Annotated in this window: 19 protein-coding genes and 1 pseudogene; 13 read left to right on the forward strand and 7 right to left on the reverse strand. The window is 66.2% G+C overall.

Annotated features, from left to right (window positions below; translation table 11 throughout):
- Positions 1-154: 154 nt before the first annotated feature.
- Positions 155-553, reverse strand: coding sequence for a nuclear transport factor 2 family protein (locus ACP7BH_RS05960; RefSeq protein WP_292036970.1), 399 nt, complete (start codon positions 551-553; stop codon positions 155-157).
- Between the two features lie 82 nt (positions 554-635).
- Complete coding sequence (locus ACP7BH_RS05965) at positions 636-875, reverse strand: helix-turn-helix transcriptional regulator (protein ID WP_313633059.1); 240 nt, start codon at positions 873-875, stop codon at positions 636-638.
- Between the two features lie 519 nt (positions 876-1,394).
- Between ACP7BH_RS05965 and ACP7BH_RS05970 the strand changes: the two genes are divergently transcribed.
- The 4 genes from ACP7BH_RS05970 to ACP7BH_RS05985 all read left to right on the forward strand — a co-directional run bounded on the left by ACP7BH_RS05970 (position 1,395) and on the right by ACP7BH_RS05985 (position 8,401).
- Positions 1,395-1,877: an RNA polymerase sigma factor gene (locus ACP7BH_RS05970; RefSeq protein ID WP_244093384.1), complete on the forward strand. Its 483-nt coding sequence runs from the start codon at positions 1,395-1,397 to the stop codon at positions 1,875-1,877.
- A complete protein-coding gene (locus tag ACP7BH_RS05975; RefSeq protein ID WP_426043334.1) occupies positions 1,822-2,883 on the forward strand; it encodes a FecR family protein in 1,062 nt (353 codons plus the stop codon). The genes ACP7BH_RS05970 and ACP7BH_RS05975 overlap by 56 nt, the downstream gene beginning before the upstream one ends.
- Positions 2,884-3,008: 125 nt before the next feature.
- The gene (locus ACP7BH_RS05980; protein WP_425982960.1) at positions 3,009-5,909 is read left to right on the forward strand and encodes a TonB-dependent receptor; all 2,901 of its coding nucleotides are present in this window, start codon (positions 3,009-3,011) and stop codon (positions 5,907-5,909) included.
- Complete coding sequence (locus ACP7BH_RS05985) at positions 5,909-8,401, forward strand: prolyl oligopeptidase family serine peptidase (protein WP_313633063.1); 2,493 nt, start codon at positions 5,909-5,911, stop codon at positions 8,399-8,401. The genes ACP7BH_RS05980 and ACP7BH_RS05985 overlap by 1 nt, the downstream gene beginning before the upstream one ends.
- 9 nt (positions 8,402-8,410) lie before the next feature.
- On the opposite strand, the pseudogene ACP7BH_RS05990 reads toward ACP7BH_RS05985, so the two are convergent.
- The 5 genes and pseudogenes from ACP7BH_RS05990 to ACP7BH_RS06010 all read right to left on the reverse strand — a co-directional run.
- Positions 8,411-10,030 (reverse strand): annotated as a pseudogene (locus ACP7BH_RS05990) (asparagine synthase-related protein); the annotation flags it as partial.
- Entirely contained in the window at positions 10,027-10,644 is a 618-nt protein-coding gene (locus ACP7BH_RS05995) for a lasso peptide biosynthesis B2 protein (protein WP_425982956.1), read from the reverse strand. The pseudogene ACP7BH_RS05990 and the gene ACP7BH_RS05995, both read right to left, overlap by 4 nt.
- A 101-nt stretch (positions 10,645-10,745) precedes the next feature.
- A complete protein-coding gene (locus ACP7BH_RS06000; protein ID WP_313633066.1) occupies positions 10,746-10,889 on the reverse strand; it encodes a hypothetical protein in 144 nt (47 codons plus the stop codon).
- Positions 10,890-10,945: 56 nt separating this feature from the next.
- Positions 10,946-11,188 carry a hypothetical protein gene (locus ACP7BH_RS06005; protein WP_304936750.1) on the reverse strand — a complete coding sequence of 81 codons (243 nt, stop codon included), beginning with the start codon at positions 11,186-11,188 and terminating at the stop codon, positions 10,946-10,948.
- Positions 11,189-11,276: 88 nt separating this feature from the next.
- Positions 11,277-11,873, reverse strand: coding sequence for a GntR family transcriptional regulator (locus ACP7BH_RS06010; RefSeq protein ID WP_313633069.1), 597 nt, complete (start codon positions 11,871-11,873; stop codon positions 11,277-11,279).
- A 265-nt stretch (positions 11,874-12,138) separates the two neighbouring features.
- Here ACP7BH_RS06010 and ACP7BH_RS06015 point away from each other — a divergent pair, with 265 nt between their 5' ends.
- The 9 genes from ACP7BH_RS06015 to ACP7BH_RS06055 all read left to right on the forward strand — a co-directional run bounded on the left by ACP7BH_RS06015 (position 12,139) and on the right by ACP7BH_RS06055 (position 17,770).
- Complete coding sequence (locus ACP7BH_RS06015; protein WP_313633070.1) at positions 12,139-12,621, forward strand: helix-turn-helix transcriptional regulator; 483 nt, start codon at positions 12,139-12,141, stop codon at positions 12,619-12,621.
- Between the two features lie 83 nt (positions 12,622-12,704).
- The gene (locus ACP7BH_RS06020) at positions 12,705-12,974 is read left to right on the forward strand and encodes a LuxR C-terminal-related transcriptional regulator (protein ID WP_425982954.1); all 270 of its coding nucleotides are present in this window, start codon (positions 12,705-12,707) and stop codon (positions 12,972-12,974) included.
- A 76-nt stretch (positions 12,975-13,050) separates the two neighbouring features.
- Complete coding sequence (locus ACP7BH_RS06025; RefSeq protein WP_313633072.1) at positions 13,051-13,689, forward strand: lytic transglycosylase domain-containing protein; 639 nt, start codon at positions 13,051-13,053, stop codon at positions 13,687-13,689.
- Entirely contained in the window at positions 13,686-13,985 is a 300-nt protein-coding gene (locus ACP7BH_RS06030; protein WP_244093369.1) for a TrbC/VirB2 family protein, read from the forward strand. The genes ACP7BH_RS06025 and ACP7BH_RS06030 overlap by 4 nt, the downstream gene beginning before the upstream one ends.
- A complete protein-coding gene (locus ACP7BH_RS06035; protein WP_134581276.1) occupies positions 13,985-14,164 on the forward strand; it encodes a hypothetical protein in 180 nt (59 codons plus the stop codon). The genes ACP7BH_RS06030 and ACP7BH_RS06035 overlap by 1 nt, the downstream gene beginning before the upstream one ends.
- Positions 14,157-14,492 carry a type IV secretion system protein VirB3 gene (locus tag ACP7BH_RS06040; protein ID WP_313633073.1) on the forward strand — a complete coding sequence of 112 codons (336 nt, stop codon included), beginning with the start codon at positions 14,157-14,159 and terminating at the stop codon, positions 14,490-14,492. The genes ACP7BH_RS06035 and ACP7BH_RS06040 overlap by 8 nt, the downstream gene beginning before the upstream one ends.
- A complete protein-coding gene (locus ACP7BH_RS06045) occupies positions 14,485-16,860 on the forward strand; it encodes a VirB4 family type IV secretion/conjugal transfer ATPase (RefSeq protein ID WP_134581277.1) in 2,376 nt (791 codons plus the stop codon). Before ACP7BH_RS06040 ends, ACP7BH_RS06045 begins: the two co-directional genes overlap by 8 nt.
- Positions 16,857-17,561, forward strand: coding sequence for a type IV secretion system protein (locus ACP7BH_RS06050; RefSeq protein ID WP_134581278.1), 705 nt, complete (start codon positions 16,857-16,859; stop codon positions 17,559-17,561). The genes ACP7BH_RS06045 and ACP7BH_RS06050 overlap by 4 nt, the downstream gene beginning before the upstream one ends.
- Positions 17,558-17,770 (forward strand): hypothetical protein, encoded by a 213-nt coding sequence (locus ACP7BH_RS06055; RefSeq protein ID WP_134581279.1) that lies wholly within the window; start codon positions 17,558-17,560, stop codon positions 17,768-17,770. The genes ACP7BH_RS06050 and ACP7BH_RS06055 overlap by 4 nt, the downstream gene beginning before the upstream one ends.
- The last annotated feature ends 2 nt before the right edge of the window (positions 17,771-17,772 follow it).

The following is a 17,772-nucleotide window of genomic DNA, read 5'->3' on the forward strand; positions in this document are numbered from 1 at the left end:
TTTGGCTTGGTTCCTACTCCGGCTAAGATGGTCCCCGGCGGGCCTCGACCGGATAGCCTTTGATCTTGAGCCAGGGGACGTTCTGCGTCGGCGGCGATCACGGGTGAAGACGTCGAGCTTCACACAGAAGTTCCCGGCCCGCCCCCTCCCCTCCTCACCAACGGGCGGCGCTGAGGCGACGCCAACGATCCTTCTCCGCCAGAGGCACCTCGGCCAGATCGGCGTGATCGCGCCACCGAGTGATCACGCCCTTCTCAACCTCGAAAACGTTGATGACGCGGACGTTCATGACGAGGCCACGGTTCGCGGCCAGCAGATAGAGGCTTTCGGCGATGACCAACTCGCCCTGGGTGACGGACTTGAGGATGTGAAGTTCGAACAGAGAATAGCTTTGGAAAAGCCGACGCCAGAAGCCGAGAAGCGCTGTACGTCCGACGAGTTCGCCCGCGATGTCGAACTGGGCCGCGACCTGCTCCGACAGATAGGATTCGAGGCGACGCACATCGCGTGATGCGATCTCCCCGGCGAAAGCTTGGACGACGTCTCCGGGCATAAGCGACCTGATCACCGTTCAGGCGCGCAATCATGCTCCGATTCTCATCGGAAAACTCGCGTATCGCGTGTGACCAACGATGTCACTCCGGTTCGATAACCCCAGCCCCCACCCCGACCGCGACGGCCTCTATCCGGGTGCGCACGCGCAGCTTCGAGCACACCTTCTCAAGGTAGCTGTCGACCGTGCGCGGCGACAATCCGAGGATGGCGCCGATATCTCCCGAACTCTTGCCGCGACTGACCCACAAAAGGCACTCCAGCTCTCGCGGGCTCAAGGCGAATACTCGAGAGCCGACATTCGGTTGGAGGTTCGGAGCCATGATTTCACTCGCGATTGACCGGTGAAGGCTGAACGGACCAGCGGCCACGAGCAACACAGGGGAGTTGCGCATTCTCCGCAAGAAAGTTGCGGAGAATCGACGTCGGACCCGCCGCCCCTCAGGATCGAAGCCAGCGCCAGAGACTGATTGCCCCTGCTTTGGCGACCGCTTACACAGTCCGGCGTCGGGCGCCGTCAGATACGGGCGCAACTTGAGCCGGGGTCCGTCAGCGGCGGAGGCGGCGTTTCACCCTGAAGTAGCGGGCCTCTTCGCAGAGGATTCCTCGCCCGACCCCTCCGCCTTGCACCGGGACTCGCTTTGATTCATTGTCGGCCGTCGGCGCTTGCGTCGACAGGGGCCGGGAATCCCCTGTGCGAAGCTCAATCTTTACGACCGCGCCTCGACGCGCGGCGTCCGTCCGCTGGTGACCGCGGCGCACCCCTGTGTGCGCCCGGTCGAGGCGGGCGCGCTCTCGGATTCCTGCCTCCTGAAAACCGGCGGGAGGTCGCCTTGAGCGATGTGAAGGAGATGGATCCGGGCGCTGCGGCGAGCCTGAATGGGCTCTACCGACGCTATTCGGGGTGGTTGGGAAGACGGCTGCGCGGACGTGTGGGCGCCGATGAAGCCGCCGATGTGGTGCAGGAAACCTATCTTCGCCTGGCTCCCTATCTCCTCGAAGATATCCGCCACCCCAAGGCTCTGCTTCTTCGCGTCGCGCTAAACCTGGTTCGCGACGAGCGACGCCGGATGGCGCTGCGGGACCGGGCGATGCAGGGGGCGATTCCTATGTGGGTCACAGCGGCCGACGCGCCTGTCGACCGGCTTCACCTCAAGCAGGTTCTCCTGACCATGCCGCCGCTGTATCGGGACGTCTTCGTCTTGAGCCGGTTTGACGGTATGACATATCCGGAGATTGCTCTGGCCCACGGGATCAGCCTGGCTACGGTTGAACGGCGGATGGCCAAGGCTGTTGAGCACTGCATGGCCCAACTGGACGTCTAAGGCACGAACGATGACTGCCGATAATGACCTGGACGTAAGACGACGCGAGGCCGCGTCGTGGTTCGCCACCCTCAACCAGAAGCGGGTGGCGGCTTCGGACATCACTGCTTTCAGTCAATGGCGCCGCACTCCTGCGAACGCTGAAGCCTATGCCCGGATAGAAACGATGTGGGAGGCGGCCGGGAGCCTCAAGGGCGACGCCGATATCGCCGCCTTGACTGCAGGGGCCCGCGCACGCGCCGACGCCTCGCGCAAACTGCAGGGCCGCCTCGCCAAAGGCCTTTTACCGATCGGCGCCGTGGCGGCCGTCGCCGCCGTGGTTGTCGGCGTGACAATGTGGTCTGCCCGTCCTCTGTCCTATGAAACCGGGCTGGGCGAACGGCGGATCGTCGTCCTGGCCGATGGGTCAAAGGTTACCCTGGACACCGAGTCTCGCATCACCGTCAGGCTCACCGGCCGTCGCCGTGCTGTAGAGCTGGCGAGCGGCCAGGCCTTCTTCGATGTGGAGGGCGATCCTGCCCGCCCCTTCGTTGTTCGCGCCGGCGCGACCGACGTCACCGCCGTGGGAACCCGGTTTGACGTCCGCCGCGCGGGCGGCGGCGCGCAGGTGACGCTCGTCGAAGGCAAGGTCGATGTCGTAGACCGGGGGCAAGCCACGCCGCGATGGTCCCTCGCCCCGGGCCAGCAGATTGTCACCGCCTCGCCTCGTCCAGCCGTCCGGTCGGTGGATGCGGCGTCGGAGACCAGCTGGACATCCGGCCGCCTCATCTTCGCCGGCGACACCGTCGAAGCCGCTGTGGCCGAGGTCAATCGCTACACCGCGTCCAAGGTCGTCCTGGATGCGCCCGCCATCGCCGATATCGCTGTCAGCGGCGCTTTCAACACGGGCGATGTCGAGGGCTTCGTGTCCGCGCTGACCGAGCTCTATCCGGTCGTCGCCGACCGCACGGCTTCCGGTCAGATCGTCATTCGTGACGCCCCCGCGAAAATTATGAGCGCGCGCTGAGGGGTTTTGCCGCGCCCCTTCGTCTCTTCCCCGAACCGCGTCTGTGCGGATATCCATTTCGGGGGATTATTATGCGTATCGGTCTCTGTTCGTCTGCTTTCGGAGCACTCGCTGTCGCGGCGGCAATGCCTGTCGTCGCCCAGGCGCAATCCCCTGCCGTCCAGTTCCGCGTCCCGGCCGGCCCGCTAGAAACCACTCTTCCGCTGTTCGCGGCGCAGAGCGGCGAGCAAATCCTCTATTCCACCGACCTCGTAGCCGGCCGTCAGTCTCCGGGCGTCAGCGGCGCGCTGCGGACCGATCAGGCGCTGACCGCGCTACTGCAGGGCACGGGCCTGAGGGCGCGGCGCACGAGCCCGAACACTCTGGTCGTCTTTGATCCTTCCGTCCGGGCGGAGGCAGCAGATGAGGCGATTGAGATCGACGAGGTGATCGTCACTGGCAGTTTGATCCGCGGCGTCGCTGACGGCCCGTCGCCAGTCATCACCGTGACCCGGGGCGATATCGACCGACAGGGGCATGGAACAGTTGCCCAAGCGCTTGCCGCCCTGCCCCAGAATTTTGGCGGCACCGGTAACGATGCCGCAATGAGCAACGGCGGCGACCGGACGGGTACGAACAGCTTTTACGCCTCGGGCGTCAATCTGCGCGGCTTGGGCAGCGATGCGACTCTCGTTCTGGTCAACGGCCGACGAATGGCGGGCACAGGAAACAAGGGCGACTTCGCCGATGTCTCCACAATACCGACCAGCGCCGTGGCCCGCATCGACGTGCTGCTCGATGGTGCGTCAGCGCTGTACGGAGCGGATGCCGTGGGCGGCGTGGTCAACATCATCCTGCGTGAGGACTATGACGGCGCCGAGACGCGGGTCCGGTACGGCGTCACCTCGGATGGGGCGAGCGATGAGCTCCAGATTGCCCACACCGTAGGGAGCCGGTGGTCGTCAGGCTCGGTCCTGGGCACCTATGAATACAATGACCGCAGCCGCCTGGCGGCATCCGAGCGGGACCGGGCGAACGACGCGGACTTGCGGCGGTTCGGAGGATCCGACCGGCGTCGCATCTTCAGCAACCCCGGCAACATCGTCGTCTTCGACGCCGCAGCCGGCGGCTATGTCCCCACCTACGCCATCCCCAGTGGGCAGAATGGCGAAGGCCTGAGCCCGAGTGACTTCATCGTCGGTCAGGGCAATCTCTACAATCACCGCGAGGGCCTGAACGTCCTGCCGGAGCAAAACCGACACAGCGCCTATCTGGTCCTCAATCAGGACCTCGGCGACCGCGTCTCGGTCAACGCCGATGTTCGCTATGGCCTGCGCGAGTTTGAGGCGGTGTCTCAAGGGTTTCCAACGACCTTCACCGTGACCGCAGCTAACCCCTATTTTGTGTCTCCGACAGGCGCGACATCACACATCATCGCCTATAATTTCGGCCGCGATCTCGGCAATCCGAGGATCGAAGGCCGCGCCGAAAGCCTGGGCGGTTCGATCGGGGCCAAGATCGATCTGGCAGGAAGCTGGCGGCTGGACACTTACGCCGCCTACGCGCGCGAACACGGTGAAAACTCAAGCAGCAATCAGCTGAACTCTACCTTCCTGCGCGAGGCGCTCGGCGCGATCGCCGATAATCCGGCGACCGCCTACAGCGCACCGCGCGATGGATACTTCAATCCCTTCGCCGACGGCTCGAACAGCTCGCCGGCAGCCTTGGCGTTCATTGGCTCCGGCTGGGCGCGCGGGGTCGGGGAGACGACGGTTTCGTCCGTCAATGCCCTGGCGGACGGGTCCCTGTTCACCCTTCCCGCCGGGGACGCCAAACTGGCCGCGGGCGTCGCCTTCCGCCGCGAGACCTTCGAACGTCAGGACACAAGCTTCACATCAGGCGTAGCGCCGTCGGTCGGCGTCCCCGTCGCCTTCGACCGCGAGGTGGCGTCCGCCTTCGCGGAAGTCCGCATCCCCCTCTTCAGTGCCGCAAACCGCCGCGCTGGATTCGAGAGGCTTGAGCTATCGATCGCCGGTCGGTTCGAGAATTATTCCGACGCCGGTCAAACGACCAGCCCCAAGGTCGGGGTTCTGTGGCAGCCCTATTCCGAACTGATACTGCGCGCCAACTACGGCGAGTCCTTTCGGGCGCCGGCGCTGCGCGAACTGAACGAGACGGCGGACCAGAGCCCGACGTTCCTCCCGCGCGGATCGCAGCAGGTGCTTGCCGAAATTCTCTACGGCGGCAATCCCGACCTTGAGCCCGAGCAGGCCAAGAGCTGGACGCTTGGCGGAGACTATCGGCCAGTGGTTCTTCCCGGCCTTCGCGTGGGCCTCAATCTGTTCCGGATCGATTTCGACAACCAGATCGGTCAGCCCGCCTTCACGGCCCTCACCACCGCCCTCACCAACCCCGCCCTGTCGGCCTTCGTTCGCATCATCGATCCGATCAACAACGCGCAGGACCGCGCCGACATGCAGGCGTTGCTGGACCTGCCGACGACAGCGCTTGCCGATCTGTTCCCCGCCGAGGCCTACGGCGCCATCGTCGATGCCCGGTTTGTGAACACGTCCAGCGTGCTGCTCGAAGGGATCGACGCCAATCTCGGCTACGCCTTCGACGTCGGCGACCATGCGTTCGAGCTCGACGCCAACCTGACCTATCTCGACCGGTTCGATACCCGCGCGACCCCGACCGCGCCCGTTCAGTCCGGCATCAATGGTCCCAACCTGCCCGTCGATCTGCGGGCGCGGGCGTCGGCAAGCTGGACCCGTCGCGACTGGGGCGCCTCGGCGGCGGTCAACTACGTCGGGGGCTACCCTGACGTTACGGGTCGCCCCATCGGCTCATGGACGACAGCTGACGTCCAGATTCGCTACGCGCCGATGCGCGGACCGCTCGAAGGGACGACGCTGACGGTGAACGTGCAGAACCTTCTCAACACCGATCCGCCCTTCTACGACGCCCCCGAGGGCGTCGCCTACGACGCCGCAAACACCAATGTTCTTGGCCGATTCATCGCCATCCAGTTGACGCGGGCCTGGTGATGAAACCGTTCCTCGGCCTTGTGGCCGCGGCGACCCTTCTGGTCGCCGCGAGCCCGACCTTGTGTCAGACGCCCGCCCAGCCCGGCGGCCTTCCCCCCTTCACGATCGACGACCTGGTCGGGCAAGAAGGCATCGGCAATGTCCGCATATCGCCGGACAGCCGCTGGATCGTCCTGGAGCGACAGGCACCCTGGAACAGCGCGAGCACCTACAAATACGACTTCTACACCGAGACGCTTTTGAGCCGGCTGCAGGTCTTCTCCGCGACAGACGGCGTCCTTCGTCAAAGCCTTGAGGATCCGGGCCATTCGAAGGGCTTCGTGTCGGGGCCATTCTCGCCAAGCGGCGCGCAGATGGTGGTCTATCGGCTCTCCGAGACCGGCTGGAGCCTGGGGGTGATGACGCTGGCCACCGGCGCGATGCGGTGGCTCGACCTGTCACCGGAGCCGGCGCGCTTTGGTGAAACCGTCGTCTGGCGCTCGGAAAGCGAGCTCCTGGTCGTCGCCCGGCGAAATGGTGTGTTGCCCTACATCATCGGGGTCTACGCCCAGTCGGTCGTGAAGCAGACCGAACTCTGGCGGCGGGCCGAGGCCGGACATTCGCCATCGTCGATTTCCATCTCGAGTGGGGCGGCGCGCGACACCCGGGACAAAGGCACGCCGCTTCAACTCCTTCGAGTCGATCTCACAACGGGGCGCGAGACCCTCCTCGTCGAAGGCGCCATCATCGACGTCTCGCTGTCGCCGGACGGGCAGACGGCAGCGGCTCTGCTTGACGGCGCAGACATCCAGTACGGCCTGGACACGGTGCTCTTCACCGGAACGCCGAAACGGGTTCGGCGCATCCTCCTGGCCGACCTTGAAACGGGATCGTCTGTCGAGCCTTTGCCCGATCAGGATTTTACATCGCACCTGATGACATGGTCGCCGCGCTCGGACCGGCTGATCGCGTTCGCGAGACAGCCCGGGGGCCGTTTCGAGGCCGGGCGGTTCTGGCTGCTTGATCACAGCGGCTCCGCGCAGGCGATCGACCTGGACACGGCCACACCGTGGATCGACGGCGATAGCCAGACGATCCCCATCGCCCGGGCCAGTTGGGACGACGATCGCCCTGTCGTTCAGGTTCGTCTGGCCGACGGCTCGAAAGCCTGGCTGACAAACGATCGTAGCGGACGACGCCGGATCTTTGCCCAGGTCGAGGACGGCGAAGCCCTGGTCCGCTTCGACGGCGCAACCTTCCTCGCGCGACAGACAGGCCTGACGCCTCTCAGAGGAGAGCCCTCTCCCGCCGACCTCCAGGGACGGCTCGTCGATGCCGGGACGGCGAGCGATCTCGGCGCGCGGGCCACGCAAAATCCAGCGCCCGAGCGGCTCGGCCAATCTGTCCTGCTAAACGCGCAGGACTGTTTGCGACGATCCAGCGGTCCGGCGCACTGCTTCGGCGCCCTTGCCGACGACGAGACCGTCGTCGCGGCAAGCCCGGACGCCACCTTCGTCGTCACCCGCCGCCGTTCGCCGGGCGGTGCGACGCAGGTCCGCCTGCGAACCGACACCGGAGCGGTCGAGCTGGCCTCCGTCAATGACGACCTCGATCGCCGCAGCTGGGGCGCTGTCGTGCCGATCGAACACACGGGTTCGGAGGGGCAGCCGCTGCGCAGCTGGTTACTGTTACCCGCCGTCCCGACGTCCAGTCCTCCGCCGGTGGTCGTGATCGCCTATCCCGGCCAGACCTTCCCAACGCCGCCCGGACGACTCCTGCCGGGCACCCTCAAGCTGCACATCAATCCGGCCATCCTTTCAGCGGCTGGCTACGCCGTGCTCATGCCCAGCTTGCCGCAGCAGGCCTCACCCACCTCGGACCTCGATCACCTAGGACCTGAGCTCGTCTCGATCGTCCAGATGGGCTGCGCGGCAGACCGCTGCGACGCCACGCGCGCGGCCTTGGTCGGTCACAGCTTCGGCGGATACGGCGTCCTTCGCGCCGCGACGCAGACGGATGACTTCAAGGCGATCATCGCCTCAAACGGCTATGGCGACCTCAGCGAAGCCTATGAGCCACGCCTGTATTCACAGTTGAGCGGGGAAGCGGGCGTGGCCATTCAGAGCGGGTGGCTCGAGGGCGGACAGGGTGGCCTTGGCGTGCCCTTGGGGACCAATCCGAACCGCTACGTCGAGCGCAGCCCGCTTTATGCAGTGGATCGGATCCGCACGCCCATCCTGCTTATCCAAAGCGACTTCGACGGATCGCGCTTCGATTCGATCTTCGGCGCCCTCTACCGTCTCAATCGCGAGGCGGAGCTGGTCACCTACTTCGGGCAGAGCCACGAATTCGCCAGTCCTGCGAACATCAGAGACCTGCACCTACGCATTCTCGACTGGTTCAACCGCTACCTTGGCCCGTCTCACCCGATCGAGACGCCCCTCCCAGCTTCGCGCCCAAACCTCGATCGCACCGAGGATGAGAAAACGGTTGGTCGCGGGATCCCAGATTAGGTGCGCATCGGAGAGGGCTTTGTCGAAGTCGTCGGTACTGATCAAACCCTTTTCCGCCAACCGTCCCTCGACGAGCAGGTCGGTCACAACATCCACGCTCTGGCGCACGACCGAAGCATAGAAGCGGCTAAGATCTCCCTTGTCGCGCCGCTCAGTGATCGACGGCGGCAACCGGTCTTCAAACGCGATCCTGGCCAGGCCGCGATCCCGTGCGCCGCGTGTGAGACAGTCCGTGGGGATGGCGAGGCAATGCTCCATGACCGGCTGCGTCAGCAGCGGATGCAGGAGGGTCGCCGAGCGGGCGCGCAGGCAGTCGCTCCAGAAGGTTTGGCAGTTGGCGAGTTGCAGAACCTGGCGCGCCTTGGCGGGCGGCAGCGCCTCCGCCCCTTCGACCCACCGATGGCGTCGCGTCGTGGCGGGCGGGCGCGGCTTCGGAAAAAGACTATGTCTGGCGATGGTCCAGACGGAGTGCCGGGTCCACCGCGCCACGGACGCCACATAACCCGGGTTCAAACCTCTCAGGCCCTCGCGCCGGAACCTGTCCGCCACGACCAGGGGGTCGGGTGACTGGAAGAAGACGGCGTCACCGCCTTGCCCCGTGAGCAGCCCCGTGGCGCGGACCTTGCGCGCCCGGCCGGCCATCTCGGCGTCATAGACCATGTCGATGCCGTGGAGCGCTGGGCGAACGCTTTGACCGAGCGGGTCAAACTGCTGTCGGGTCAAGGCTGCGACCGGCTTGTGGACCTCCTCGAGATCAACGCCCAGCGTGTGAGCCGCCGCTCGGGCGAAGGCGCGCTCATCGCCTTCCGGCTGGTCGTCAAAGTAGTTCACGAACCGGGACTTCGGAGCCCCGCCGTTCGCCACCAAGCTGGCGGCCACAATCGCCGAATCCAGGCCGCCTGAGATTTCGGTGACGATGCGATTGTGACCCTCAACCAGCGCCGCAACGGTCCGATCGACGACGCCGACCAAGGCCTCCGGCCTGTCGTCCCAGTCACGGACGGTCGCCGCGAACCGGGCGGGCGTCCAGATCGCCTCCTGAGTGACACTGTGAGCCAACCGGGCCAGGCTCCCTGGCGTCACCGCGTGCAGCCCCGTCAGGGCGAGGTGATCCGAGGCCAGATTCACCGCGCCGATGATTTCGCCCAGAACCGTCCAATCGATCGCGAGGTCGTCTGGAAAAACGGCGTTCAACGCCTCCGGAGGTTGGCTGGTGGCGACCCAGCTCGCGCCATAACGCCAGCAGATGCAGTCAAGCGCGCCACTGGGATCGCGCAGAAGGCGCAGATCGCCGTCATCGCCGCGCCAAACGAGGACGTAACGACCCCAGCCCTGAGACACGACGGCTTGCGCCAGGGCGGCGTCAGATCGGTGCAGCGCAATCAAGGTCGATAGAAATTCATCCCCTCCCCGCCAGTCCCCAATCAGGAAGTGTTGCCGATGAACCTGGGTCACCTTCAAGGGCGAGTCCGGCCCCAGGAAGATGATCATCCCATTGATGTCGAGCGCCTTGCGCCACCCTGCAGCAAGAAGCTGGCGAACGGCTTCGACCCACTCCGGGCGATCCCGATCGGCGCCATCCTGGTCGATGACCACATAACCCCGGCGATCGGGCGTGGAGACGTTCATCGGCAATAAATCGGCGTGTAGGCCGCCAGACGTTCGATATCGTCGTTGAGGCAGAGATCGTCGATCTGGACCCAGCAGTGCGCCGCGAACGGCCAAAGACGAACGCCGAAGACCCAGTCCGCTGATAGCCCGGCGCGGCGCAGGTAGCTCATCAGCATCGCCGAGCGGACGAGGCATTCGCCCTCCATGGGCAGCCATGGCGAGAGGCGCCAGAATGTTTTGGCCGCGTGGGCGACCGCCACCCGGTCCACCACGCGATCATGATCTGGAGCGACCGCGAGGATGGGATGCAGCCCCTCTCCGCGAAGCGCCCGGCGAATGTCCCGGACAGCCCCAAGCCCCCTCAGCACATCGCCAAGCGAGACGTTGGGGGCTGTGTCGTGGATGAGGGTCAGGCTCGGCAAGCCCGGTGGCCTTCTGATTGCGGGGCCCGCCTGATCGGCCCCCAACCCCGCTTCCACGACGGCGGCGGCGTTCGGGCCGGACAGGCGCAAGATGCTGCCATCGCCGCCGAGCCCCGATGCGCCGCCCGGGAGACACAGATAGGCGTCGGCGCCGATGTCCAATAGGGCGAGATCTTCCCCCACCGCCACGCCGTATACGCCGGCTTTCAAAAACCGCTCGGGCGGGTCCTGGGGCCTTGGAAGGGCGTGTGGGATCGCTGGCTCTCGGCTCGAGACTCCATCGGATAGGGCGGTCAGCCGCGCTCTTTGTCTCATCGGCGGGATGCCCCGCGCAGCGAGGTCGGCTGGTTGTAGAAATAGGGCGGGATCAGCTCGGTTCGATCGCCGAAATCACAGGCACGGGTCGTTTGCCGAACGGCGCCACAAAAGATCAGTCCCGACGCGAGACGTTTCATAATCATCTCCTTGAGCGAGCGGAGCCCCCGGCGCCGCCGGAGGCTCCGCCGACCGCTCAGCTGAGGCGGACTTCCGCTGTGGCGTAGCGAAGCTCGGGCACGAGTTCGGCCCGTTTGCCGTCCTCGACCGCCCGGGTTTCTTCCCGCGCGGAGCCCAGACGCGTGACCTCGGATCCCACACCGGCCTTGGTGTAGAATTGGCCGCCGATGAGCTCCATGTGGGTCCCGTCGGAAATGGCGCGGGTTTCACGCCGCGCAGAGCCCAGTGCGATCAGGCTCGACATCGTTGTCTTCAGCATGACTTGCCTCCTTCATCCGGCCGGAATGACCGGTCGCAACAGGAGGGGCCGCAAACATCGTATTTTCAAACTATATTTGGAATATACTTCAAGCAGATTGCCGCATCACTTTCTCAAGAGACGGCGAAAGGGCGATTCTCTGTTCGTGATACTCGTCCAGATTTTCCGCCACAGCGTCCCACTGCCCCTCTCGCCGAAGACTTTCAATCCGCAGAACGCTGTCCAAACCGGTGTCCTGCAGCAGAACTTCGATCCGGCGGATCGGCCTGAGTTGGAGACGAATCCGGCGGTAGGCTTCGAGCACCGCACTGTTAGCGCCTCTCTCGGCGAGCCTATCAAACACGCTTTCGATCCGCAGGACCTCGTCGACCGGCGGGTCCATGGGCGACACCTCTTGCGGAACATCGGTGGTCGAGGACCACAGAAGGAACTGAAGGTGAAGCTCGTATAAGCCAGCAATATCAGCCGCTGTCGGGCTAGGCGCGAAATAACCTCGGCCCGGTCGATGCTCGATTATCCCTTCACCGGCGAGGTGGGCGAGGGCCTCGCGGACGGGCGTCGGGCTGAGGCCGAGTTCGGTGGCCAGGCTGGTGGCCACGAGCGGATGCCCCCAACCGAACCGCCCGGCTGCGGCGTACCCTGCCAAGGCGGTTCGGGCCACGGCGAACTGGTCCCGCTCACGCATCACAGGCCGCCCAGCTGCGGCGCATGGCCATTGGTTCGCGCATTCTCCACCGACGCCACCCACTCCATCCACAGATTATAAGCAGCCAAGAACCGGCCGAAAGTTTTCATACGATAACCGCCTGTTCTTTGCGCACCTTGCGCAAGACTTGGGACACCGTGAGCTTCCCGTCTTTCATTTGATGCTCAACTGCCGCATTTTTCAACCACCGGGAGTAAGGCGTCGAGAATCGCGTTGACCTCCACAACCCGAGGCAGCCGAGCAGATGGAAAGCGATCGTCCCCGCTCTCAAAACGAAATCCTGGCGTCAGCCCTGCGCCTGATCCGACTTTATCGGCGGATGAAGCCGGCCGAGGTCGCCGAGGCTATGGGCATGGCCAAGCGGTCCTACGAACACTTCGAGGCCGGGAGGGGAAAGATCAATCTCGAGCGTATCCACCGCTTCGCGGAGGCCACGGACAGCGATCCTTACGCCATCATCGACTGCATGGCGTTGGGGTCCCCGGAGTTCGCCGTTCGCTGCGCAGACAACAAGGCGATGCTCGCGCTTCGGGTCGTGACCCAGGAGTTCGACGAGGAGGTCGGCGACGCGATCATGGAGCTCGACACACGCTCGATCATCAACGCTTTTACCCGAACCCTGAAGGATCTCGGAATGCAGGCCGTGAGACGCGATGACGCGGCCAAGGCCTGGCTCGATGAACGGATCGGACGGTTGGTCACGCCCTCGAAAGACGAGGAAGACTGATCACGGTTCGCCTCACACCGTAAATTCGCTGCGTGAACCTTGCGGTCTTGCCGCAAACTTCGATCCGGGTCTGGCTTGAGTCTATGACCCAGTCGCTTTCCCTCCCGCCCGATCACGCCCTACCGCGTTCCAGCGACGGCCTATCCGCTCGCCAGGCCGACTGTCTGCGTCTGGCCGGCCAGGGGCTGTCATCTCGGCAGATCGCACGCCGCCTCGGCTTGTCGGCCCGCACGGTCGACGACCACATCCTGCTGGGGTGCCGGTGGCTCGGGGTCAGGACCCGAGTGCAGGCCGTCGCTCTTCTGGTGAGAGACGATCGCCGCGCCGCCGAGCCCCGGAGCTTCACCCCGTAGCTCTCCGGTGGCGCCCTAGCGGATCGAACGTGCGCGGCCGATGCGGTCTGCTGAGGGCTCTCAACGGAGCCCTGCCTTGCTCGATCTCGCCCTCGTCCTCGCCCTTTCCGCCCAGTGCGCGCCCGGCGTCTCACCGCAGACGCTGGCCGCGATCGCGCATACGGAAAGCCGCTTCAACGCCCTGGCGATCGGCGTCAATCGCGGCGCCGCCGTGCGTCAGCCCAGGACGCGCGAGGAAGCGGCGCGGGTCGCACGCCGCCTGATCGCCTCGGGCGCCAACATCGATCTAGGTCTCGCCCAGATCAACTCCAGCAATCTGGGATGGCTGCGTCTGAGTGTAGAGGACGCCTTCGACCCCTGCCGCAACCTCACCGCGGCAGGGACCGTGCTGCGCGCCGGCTTCGATCCCGCATCGACGGCCTTTGACCGTCAGCAGGCCCTGCGCGTGGCCCTGTCCCGATACAACACCGGTCATCCCGATCGCGGCTTTCGCAACGGCTATGTCGCGCGCGTGGAAGCGTCCGCGGCGCGCCTGGGCCTGGCCGTCTCCGCGCCGCCGCTATCCGAAGCCGCATCAGGCTCACTCCCCGATCAGGTGGCGCCAGACCCCGTCGCGCCACCCGCCGCCTGGGACGTGTTCGCGCGCGCCACCGCCAGCGCGATCGTCCTCTTCGCCCCCGCCTCACAGACCCAAACCTGGAGCGTCAACCCGTGACCCTGTCCCCCATTCGACGCCGCCAATGCGCGGTCGGAGCGATCGCCCTGGCGACAACCCTGATGTCGGTGCAGCCCGCCTTCGCCTCGGCCAATGTCGAGGGCCTGCTGCAGAACGTGGTCGACATGCTGACCGGCAACACGGCCAGGCTGTTGGCCATCCTGGCGGTCGTCATCGTCGGCATCCTGTGGATGTTCGGCCTGTTCGATCTGCGGCGCGCCGCCATCGTCATTCTCGGCATCGTGGTGGTCTTCGGCGCCGCCGAGATCGTCGGCCTGATCACGGGCGGCGCCTGATGGCCCGGGCCGATGCCTGTCTGATCGTCGCGGGGATCGCCGGCGGCCTGGCGCTGACGCTGATGCTCGGCGTCCGGCTGATCTCGCCGGCACGCTTCGCCCAGGCTCTGGGCGGCGGTCTGGTCGGTCTCGCCGTGGCGAAAGCCGCCCTGGTTCTGAGCGGGGCGGACCATGGCTGAGGAACGACTGATCGAAGAGCCTCTGTTCCTCGCCTGCACTCGGCCGGCGATGATCCTGGGCGTGCCCATGGAGGCCATGGGCGTCAACGTCATGATCTCCGGCCTGGCCTTTCTCGTCGGCGGCAGCCTGCTCAATCTGCTGATCGCCCCGGCCCTGCATCTGGTCTTCCGGGCGATCTGCAAGGTGGACCACAACGCCTTCCGGCTTCTGCTGGTCTTCGTCGACACCAAGGGCCGGTCCCGCAACGGCGCCCTGTGGGGCGGCAGCTCGGCGACACCCCTCCCCCTTGTCCGGCGTTACAGCGCAAGGGAGCTGCTCCGTGGGTGAGCTCCGTCTATCGCCGTCGCGTCTGCGCAGGGAGGGCGACGCCCTGGCCGGCCTGCCCTATGCACGCCACGCCTCGGACCACATCGTCACGCTCGATAGCGGGGCGCTGATGATCGCCTTCCAGCTTCAGGGCGCGGCGTTCGAGACCGCCGACCCGCGCGATCTGAACGACTGGCACGTCAAGCTCAACCAGACCTGGCGCAACCTCGCCGACGACCGGTTGGCGGTCTGGCACCACATCGTTCGGCGCGAGGTCCAGCCCGAGGTCATGGGCGGGTTCCGCTCCGACTTCGCACGCGATCTGAGTCAGGCCTACGAAGCGCGGCTCGGAGGCCGGCGGCTGTTCGTCAACGAACTCTTTGTCACCCTGGTGCTCCATCCCGGCCGTGATGCCGGCGATCGCGCTGCGGCGCTCATGCGTCGCCTGCAGACCGCCCGCCGTCAGGACACGGAGGTCGCCCCCGAACTGATCAAGCGGCTCGAGGACGCCGCGCGCGATCTTGAGCAGTATCTCGGCCGCTATGCGCCGCGCCGCCTTGGCCTGTACCAACACGGAGACATCTGGTGCTCCGAACCGATGGAGCTGGTTCGGCTCGTCCTTACCGGGCGGCCAGGACGCGTCCCCATCGTTTACGGCCATCTCGGATCCGCGGTTCATACGGTGCGCGTCATCTTCGGACGCGAAAGCCTGGAGCTTCGGGACGTCGACGCAGGCCGTTACGCGGGCGTCCTCGCCATCAAGGAATATCCGCCCTCGACCCGGCCCGGACTGTGGAACGCGCTGCTGAGCGCGCCTTTCGGGTTCGTCATGACCCAGTCCTTCGCCTTCCTGTCCAAGGCGGCCGGGCGATCGGTGATGGAGCGCAAGCAGAACCAGATGGTCTCCGCGCGTGACCGCGCCGCTTCCCAGATCGACGGCCTTTCGGACGCGCTGGACGATCTGGTCAGCAACCGGTTCGTGCTCGGCGAACACCAGGCGTCCGTCCTGGTCTACGGCGACACGCCCGCCGCCCTGGCCGACCACCTTTCGAAGGCGCGGGCGTATCTGGCCGACTCCGGCCTGGTCGTCGCCCGTGAGGACCTCGGCCTCGAGGCCGCCTTCTGGTCCCAGTTCCCCGGCGGCTTCGCGCGGCGCACGCGTCCGGCCGCGATCACTTCACGCAACTTCGCCGCCCTCGCGCCTTTCCACGCCTATCCCGTCGGAAAGCCTCACGGCAATCACTGGGGACCGGCTGTGGCGACGCTGCGCACGACGGCCGGATCCCCTTTCTACTTCAACTTCCACGTCGGCGATCTCGGCCACACCTTCATCTGCGGCCCCTCCGGGTCGGGCAAGACGGTCGTCCAGAACTTCATGCTGGCGCAGCTGGAGCGGTTCGACGCCCAGCAGCTGTTCATCGACAAGGACCGGGGCGCCGAGATCTTCGTTCGGGCCTGCGGCGGCACCTATCTGGCCCTGCGCAACGGCGTGCCCACAGGGTTCGCGCCCTTCAAGGCATTGGAGCCGTCACCCGCCAATCGCGCCTTCCTCAGCCGACTGGTGCGGACCCTGGTCGCCCGACCGAACGAGACCCTGTCGGTCCCGGAAGCGCGCGCCATCGACGAAGCGGTCGCCGCGCTTGAGGCCCTCCCGCGCGAGCGACGCTCGCTTTCGGCCCTGCGCAGCTTGCTCGGTCAATCGGACGTGGGCGGCGTGGGGGCGCGGCTGGAACGCTGGGTCCGGGGCGGGCCGCTTGGCTGGGCTCTGGACGGCGAGGACGACGCCCTGTCGCTCGACGCCCGCTTCGCCGGTTTCGACATGACCGATGTGCTGGACCACCCCGAGGTCCGCACGCCGATGATGCTCTACCTCTTTCACCGGATCGCCCAGCGGGTGGATGGGCGCAGGCTCGTCCTCGACATCGACGAGTTCTGGAAGGTGCTGGGCGACGCCGCCTTCACCGACCTGGCCCAGGACGGCCTGAAGACCTGGCGCAAGCAGAACGCCCTGATGGTGTTCGGCACCCAGTCCCCGGCCGACGCGCTGCGCTCACCGATCGCCCACACCATCCTCGAACAGTGCGCGACCAAGATTTTCCTGCCGAACGCCCACGGCCAGGCCCGCGACTATGTCGAAGGCTTCGGCCTGAGCGAGGAGGAGTTCCGACTGATCCGGGACGAGCTGACGCCGGAGTCTCATCGCTTCCTGGTCAAACAGGGTCACGACAGCGTGGTCGTGGAGCTTGACCTCAAGGGGCTGGATGACGCGCTGGCCGTCCTGTCCGGACGATCCGAAACCGTCGCCCTTCTCGACCGGCTGAGAGCCGAGACCGGGGACGACTACGCCGACTGGCGGGGCCCCTTCCATTCCCAGAGGAGACTGACATGAGACGCTCCATCCTTTCGATCGCCGTCGCCCTGGCCGCGATGACCGCTGTTCCGGCCCACGCCCAACAGGTTGTCTATGACCCGACGTCCTTCGCCCAGATGGTCAAGGATGCGCGCACTGCCATCGAACAGCTCGACAGCCTGAAGGCCCAGGTCCAGCAGGGCGAGGAACTCTTCGCCAGCCTCAACGACCTGTCCAACGTCAACGCTATCGCTGCACGGCTGGGCCTCCCCGATATCCGCAATCCCCTGCCCGACATGGCCACCCTGCGGTCGGCCGCCGACGGGGACCTGTCGGCGCTCGGCGAACTGGCCGAGCGGGCCGACGCGATCCGCCGCGAGACCCGCGTCTATACGCCAGCTGCGCCGTCCACCGCCGCCGACGCCCTGGAGCGGTCAGGCGCGCGGACCGCCCGTGATCTGGCGATCGGCGAGGCCGTCGACCGGTCGGCGACCGATCGTCTCGAAGGCCTGGAGACGCTGCGTCGCGCGCTCGACACCGCGCCGAACGCGCGGGCCGTGATGGACCTGAACGCCCGGCTCGCGGCGGAACAGGCCCTGATCCAAAACGAACAGGTCCGGCTGCAGGGCCTGGCCCTGACCCAGGCCGCCGAAGCCCGTCTCGAGGAACAGCGGGCGCGGGAGCGGATCGCCGCGGAACGGTCGGCCCGCATGGACGCCTACCGTCAGGCTTTTCAGTGAAAGCCGCCCTGGTCCTGCTCGGCCTGCTGGCGGGTTGCGGCGAGCCGGAATCTCCGAGGGCTGAGCCGCGCCCGGATCGCGCCGCGCTCGAGGCGGCCGTCGTGGACTGCGAACGCGGCGCCCGCCGGCACGGCTGTGACGCCGCCCAGGCGCGGCTCGCCGAGGTCCGGCGGGCCGACCGCATGGCCGCCTACCGGCAGGGTTTCTAGGA

It is taken from the genome of Brevundimonas sp. TWP2-1 (genome assembly GCF_049897645.1).
Lineage (GTDB): Bacteria > Pseudomonadota > Alphaproteobacteria > Caulobacterales > Caulobacteraceae > Brevundimonas.

What these genes read in the sequence shown, in the direction of transcription:
- ACP7BH_RS06000 (WP_313633066.1), bottom strand. Translation starts at nt 10,889, where the DNA reads ATGAAACGTCTCGCGTCGGGACTGATCTTTTGTGGCGCCGTTCGGCAA.
- ACP7BH_RS05960 (WP_292036970.1), bottom strand. Translation starts at nt 553, where the DNA reads ATGCCCGGAGACGTCGTCCAAGCTTTCGCCGGGGAGATCGCATCACGC.
- ACP7BH_RS06050 (WP_134581278.1), top strand. Translation starts at nt 16,857, where the DNA reads ATGAGACGCTCCATCCTTTCGATCGCCGTCGCCCTGGCCGCGATGACC.
- ACP7BH_RS06040 (WP_313633073.1), top strand. Translation starts at nt 14,157, where the DNA reads ATGGCTGAGGAACGACTGATCGAAGAGCCTCTGTTCCTCGCCTGCACT.
- ACP7BH_RS05985 (WP_313633063.1), top strand. Translation starts at nt 5,909, where the DNA reads ATGAAACCGTTCCTCGGCCTTGTGGCCGCGGCGACCCTTCTGGTCGCC.
- ACP7BH_RS06010 (WP_313633069.1), bottom strand. Translation starts at nt 11,873, where the DNA reads ATGCGTGAGCGGGACCAGTTCGCCGTGGCCCGAACCGCCTTGGCAGGG.
- ACP7BH_RS06005 (WP_304936750.1), bottom strand. Translation starts at nt 11,188, where the DNA reads ATGCTGAAGACAACGATGTCGAGCCTGATCGCACTGGGCTCTGCGCGG.
- ACP7BH_RS06020 (WP_425982954.1), top strand. Translation starts at nt 12,705, where the DNA reads ATGACCCAGTCGCTTTCCCTCCCGCCCGATCACGCCCTACCGCGTTCC.
- ACP7BH_RS05965 (WP_313633059.1), bottom strand. Translation starts at nt 875, where the DNA reads ATGGCTCCGAACCTCCAACCGAATGTCGGCTCTCGAGTATTCGCCTTG.
- ACP7BH_RS06015 (WP_313633070.1), top strand. Translation starts at nt 12,139, where the DNA reads ATGGAAAGCGATCGTCCCCGCTCTCAAAACGAAATCCTGGCGTCAGCC.
- ACP7BH_RS06035 (WP_134581276.1), top strand. Translation starts at nt 13,985, where the DNA reads ATGGCCCGGGCCGATGCCTGTCTGATCGTCGCGGGGATCGCCGGCGGC.
- ACP7BH_RS05980 (WP_425982960.1), top strand. Translation starts at nt 3,009, where the DNA reads ATGCCTGTCGTCGCCCAGGCGCAATCCCCTGCCGTCCAGTTCCGCGTC.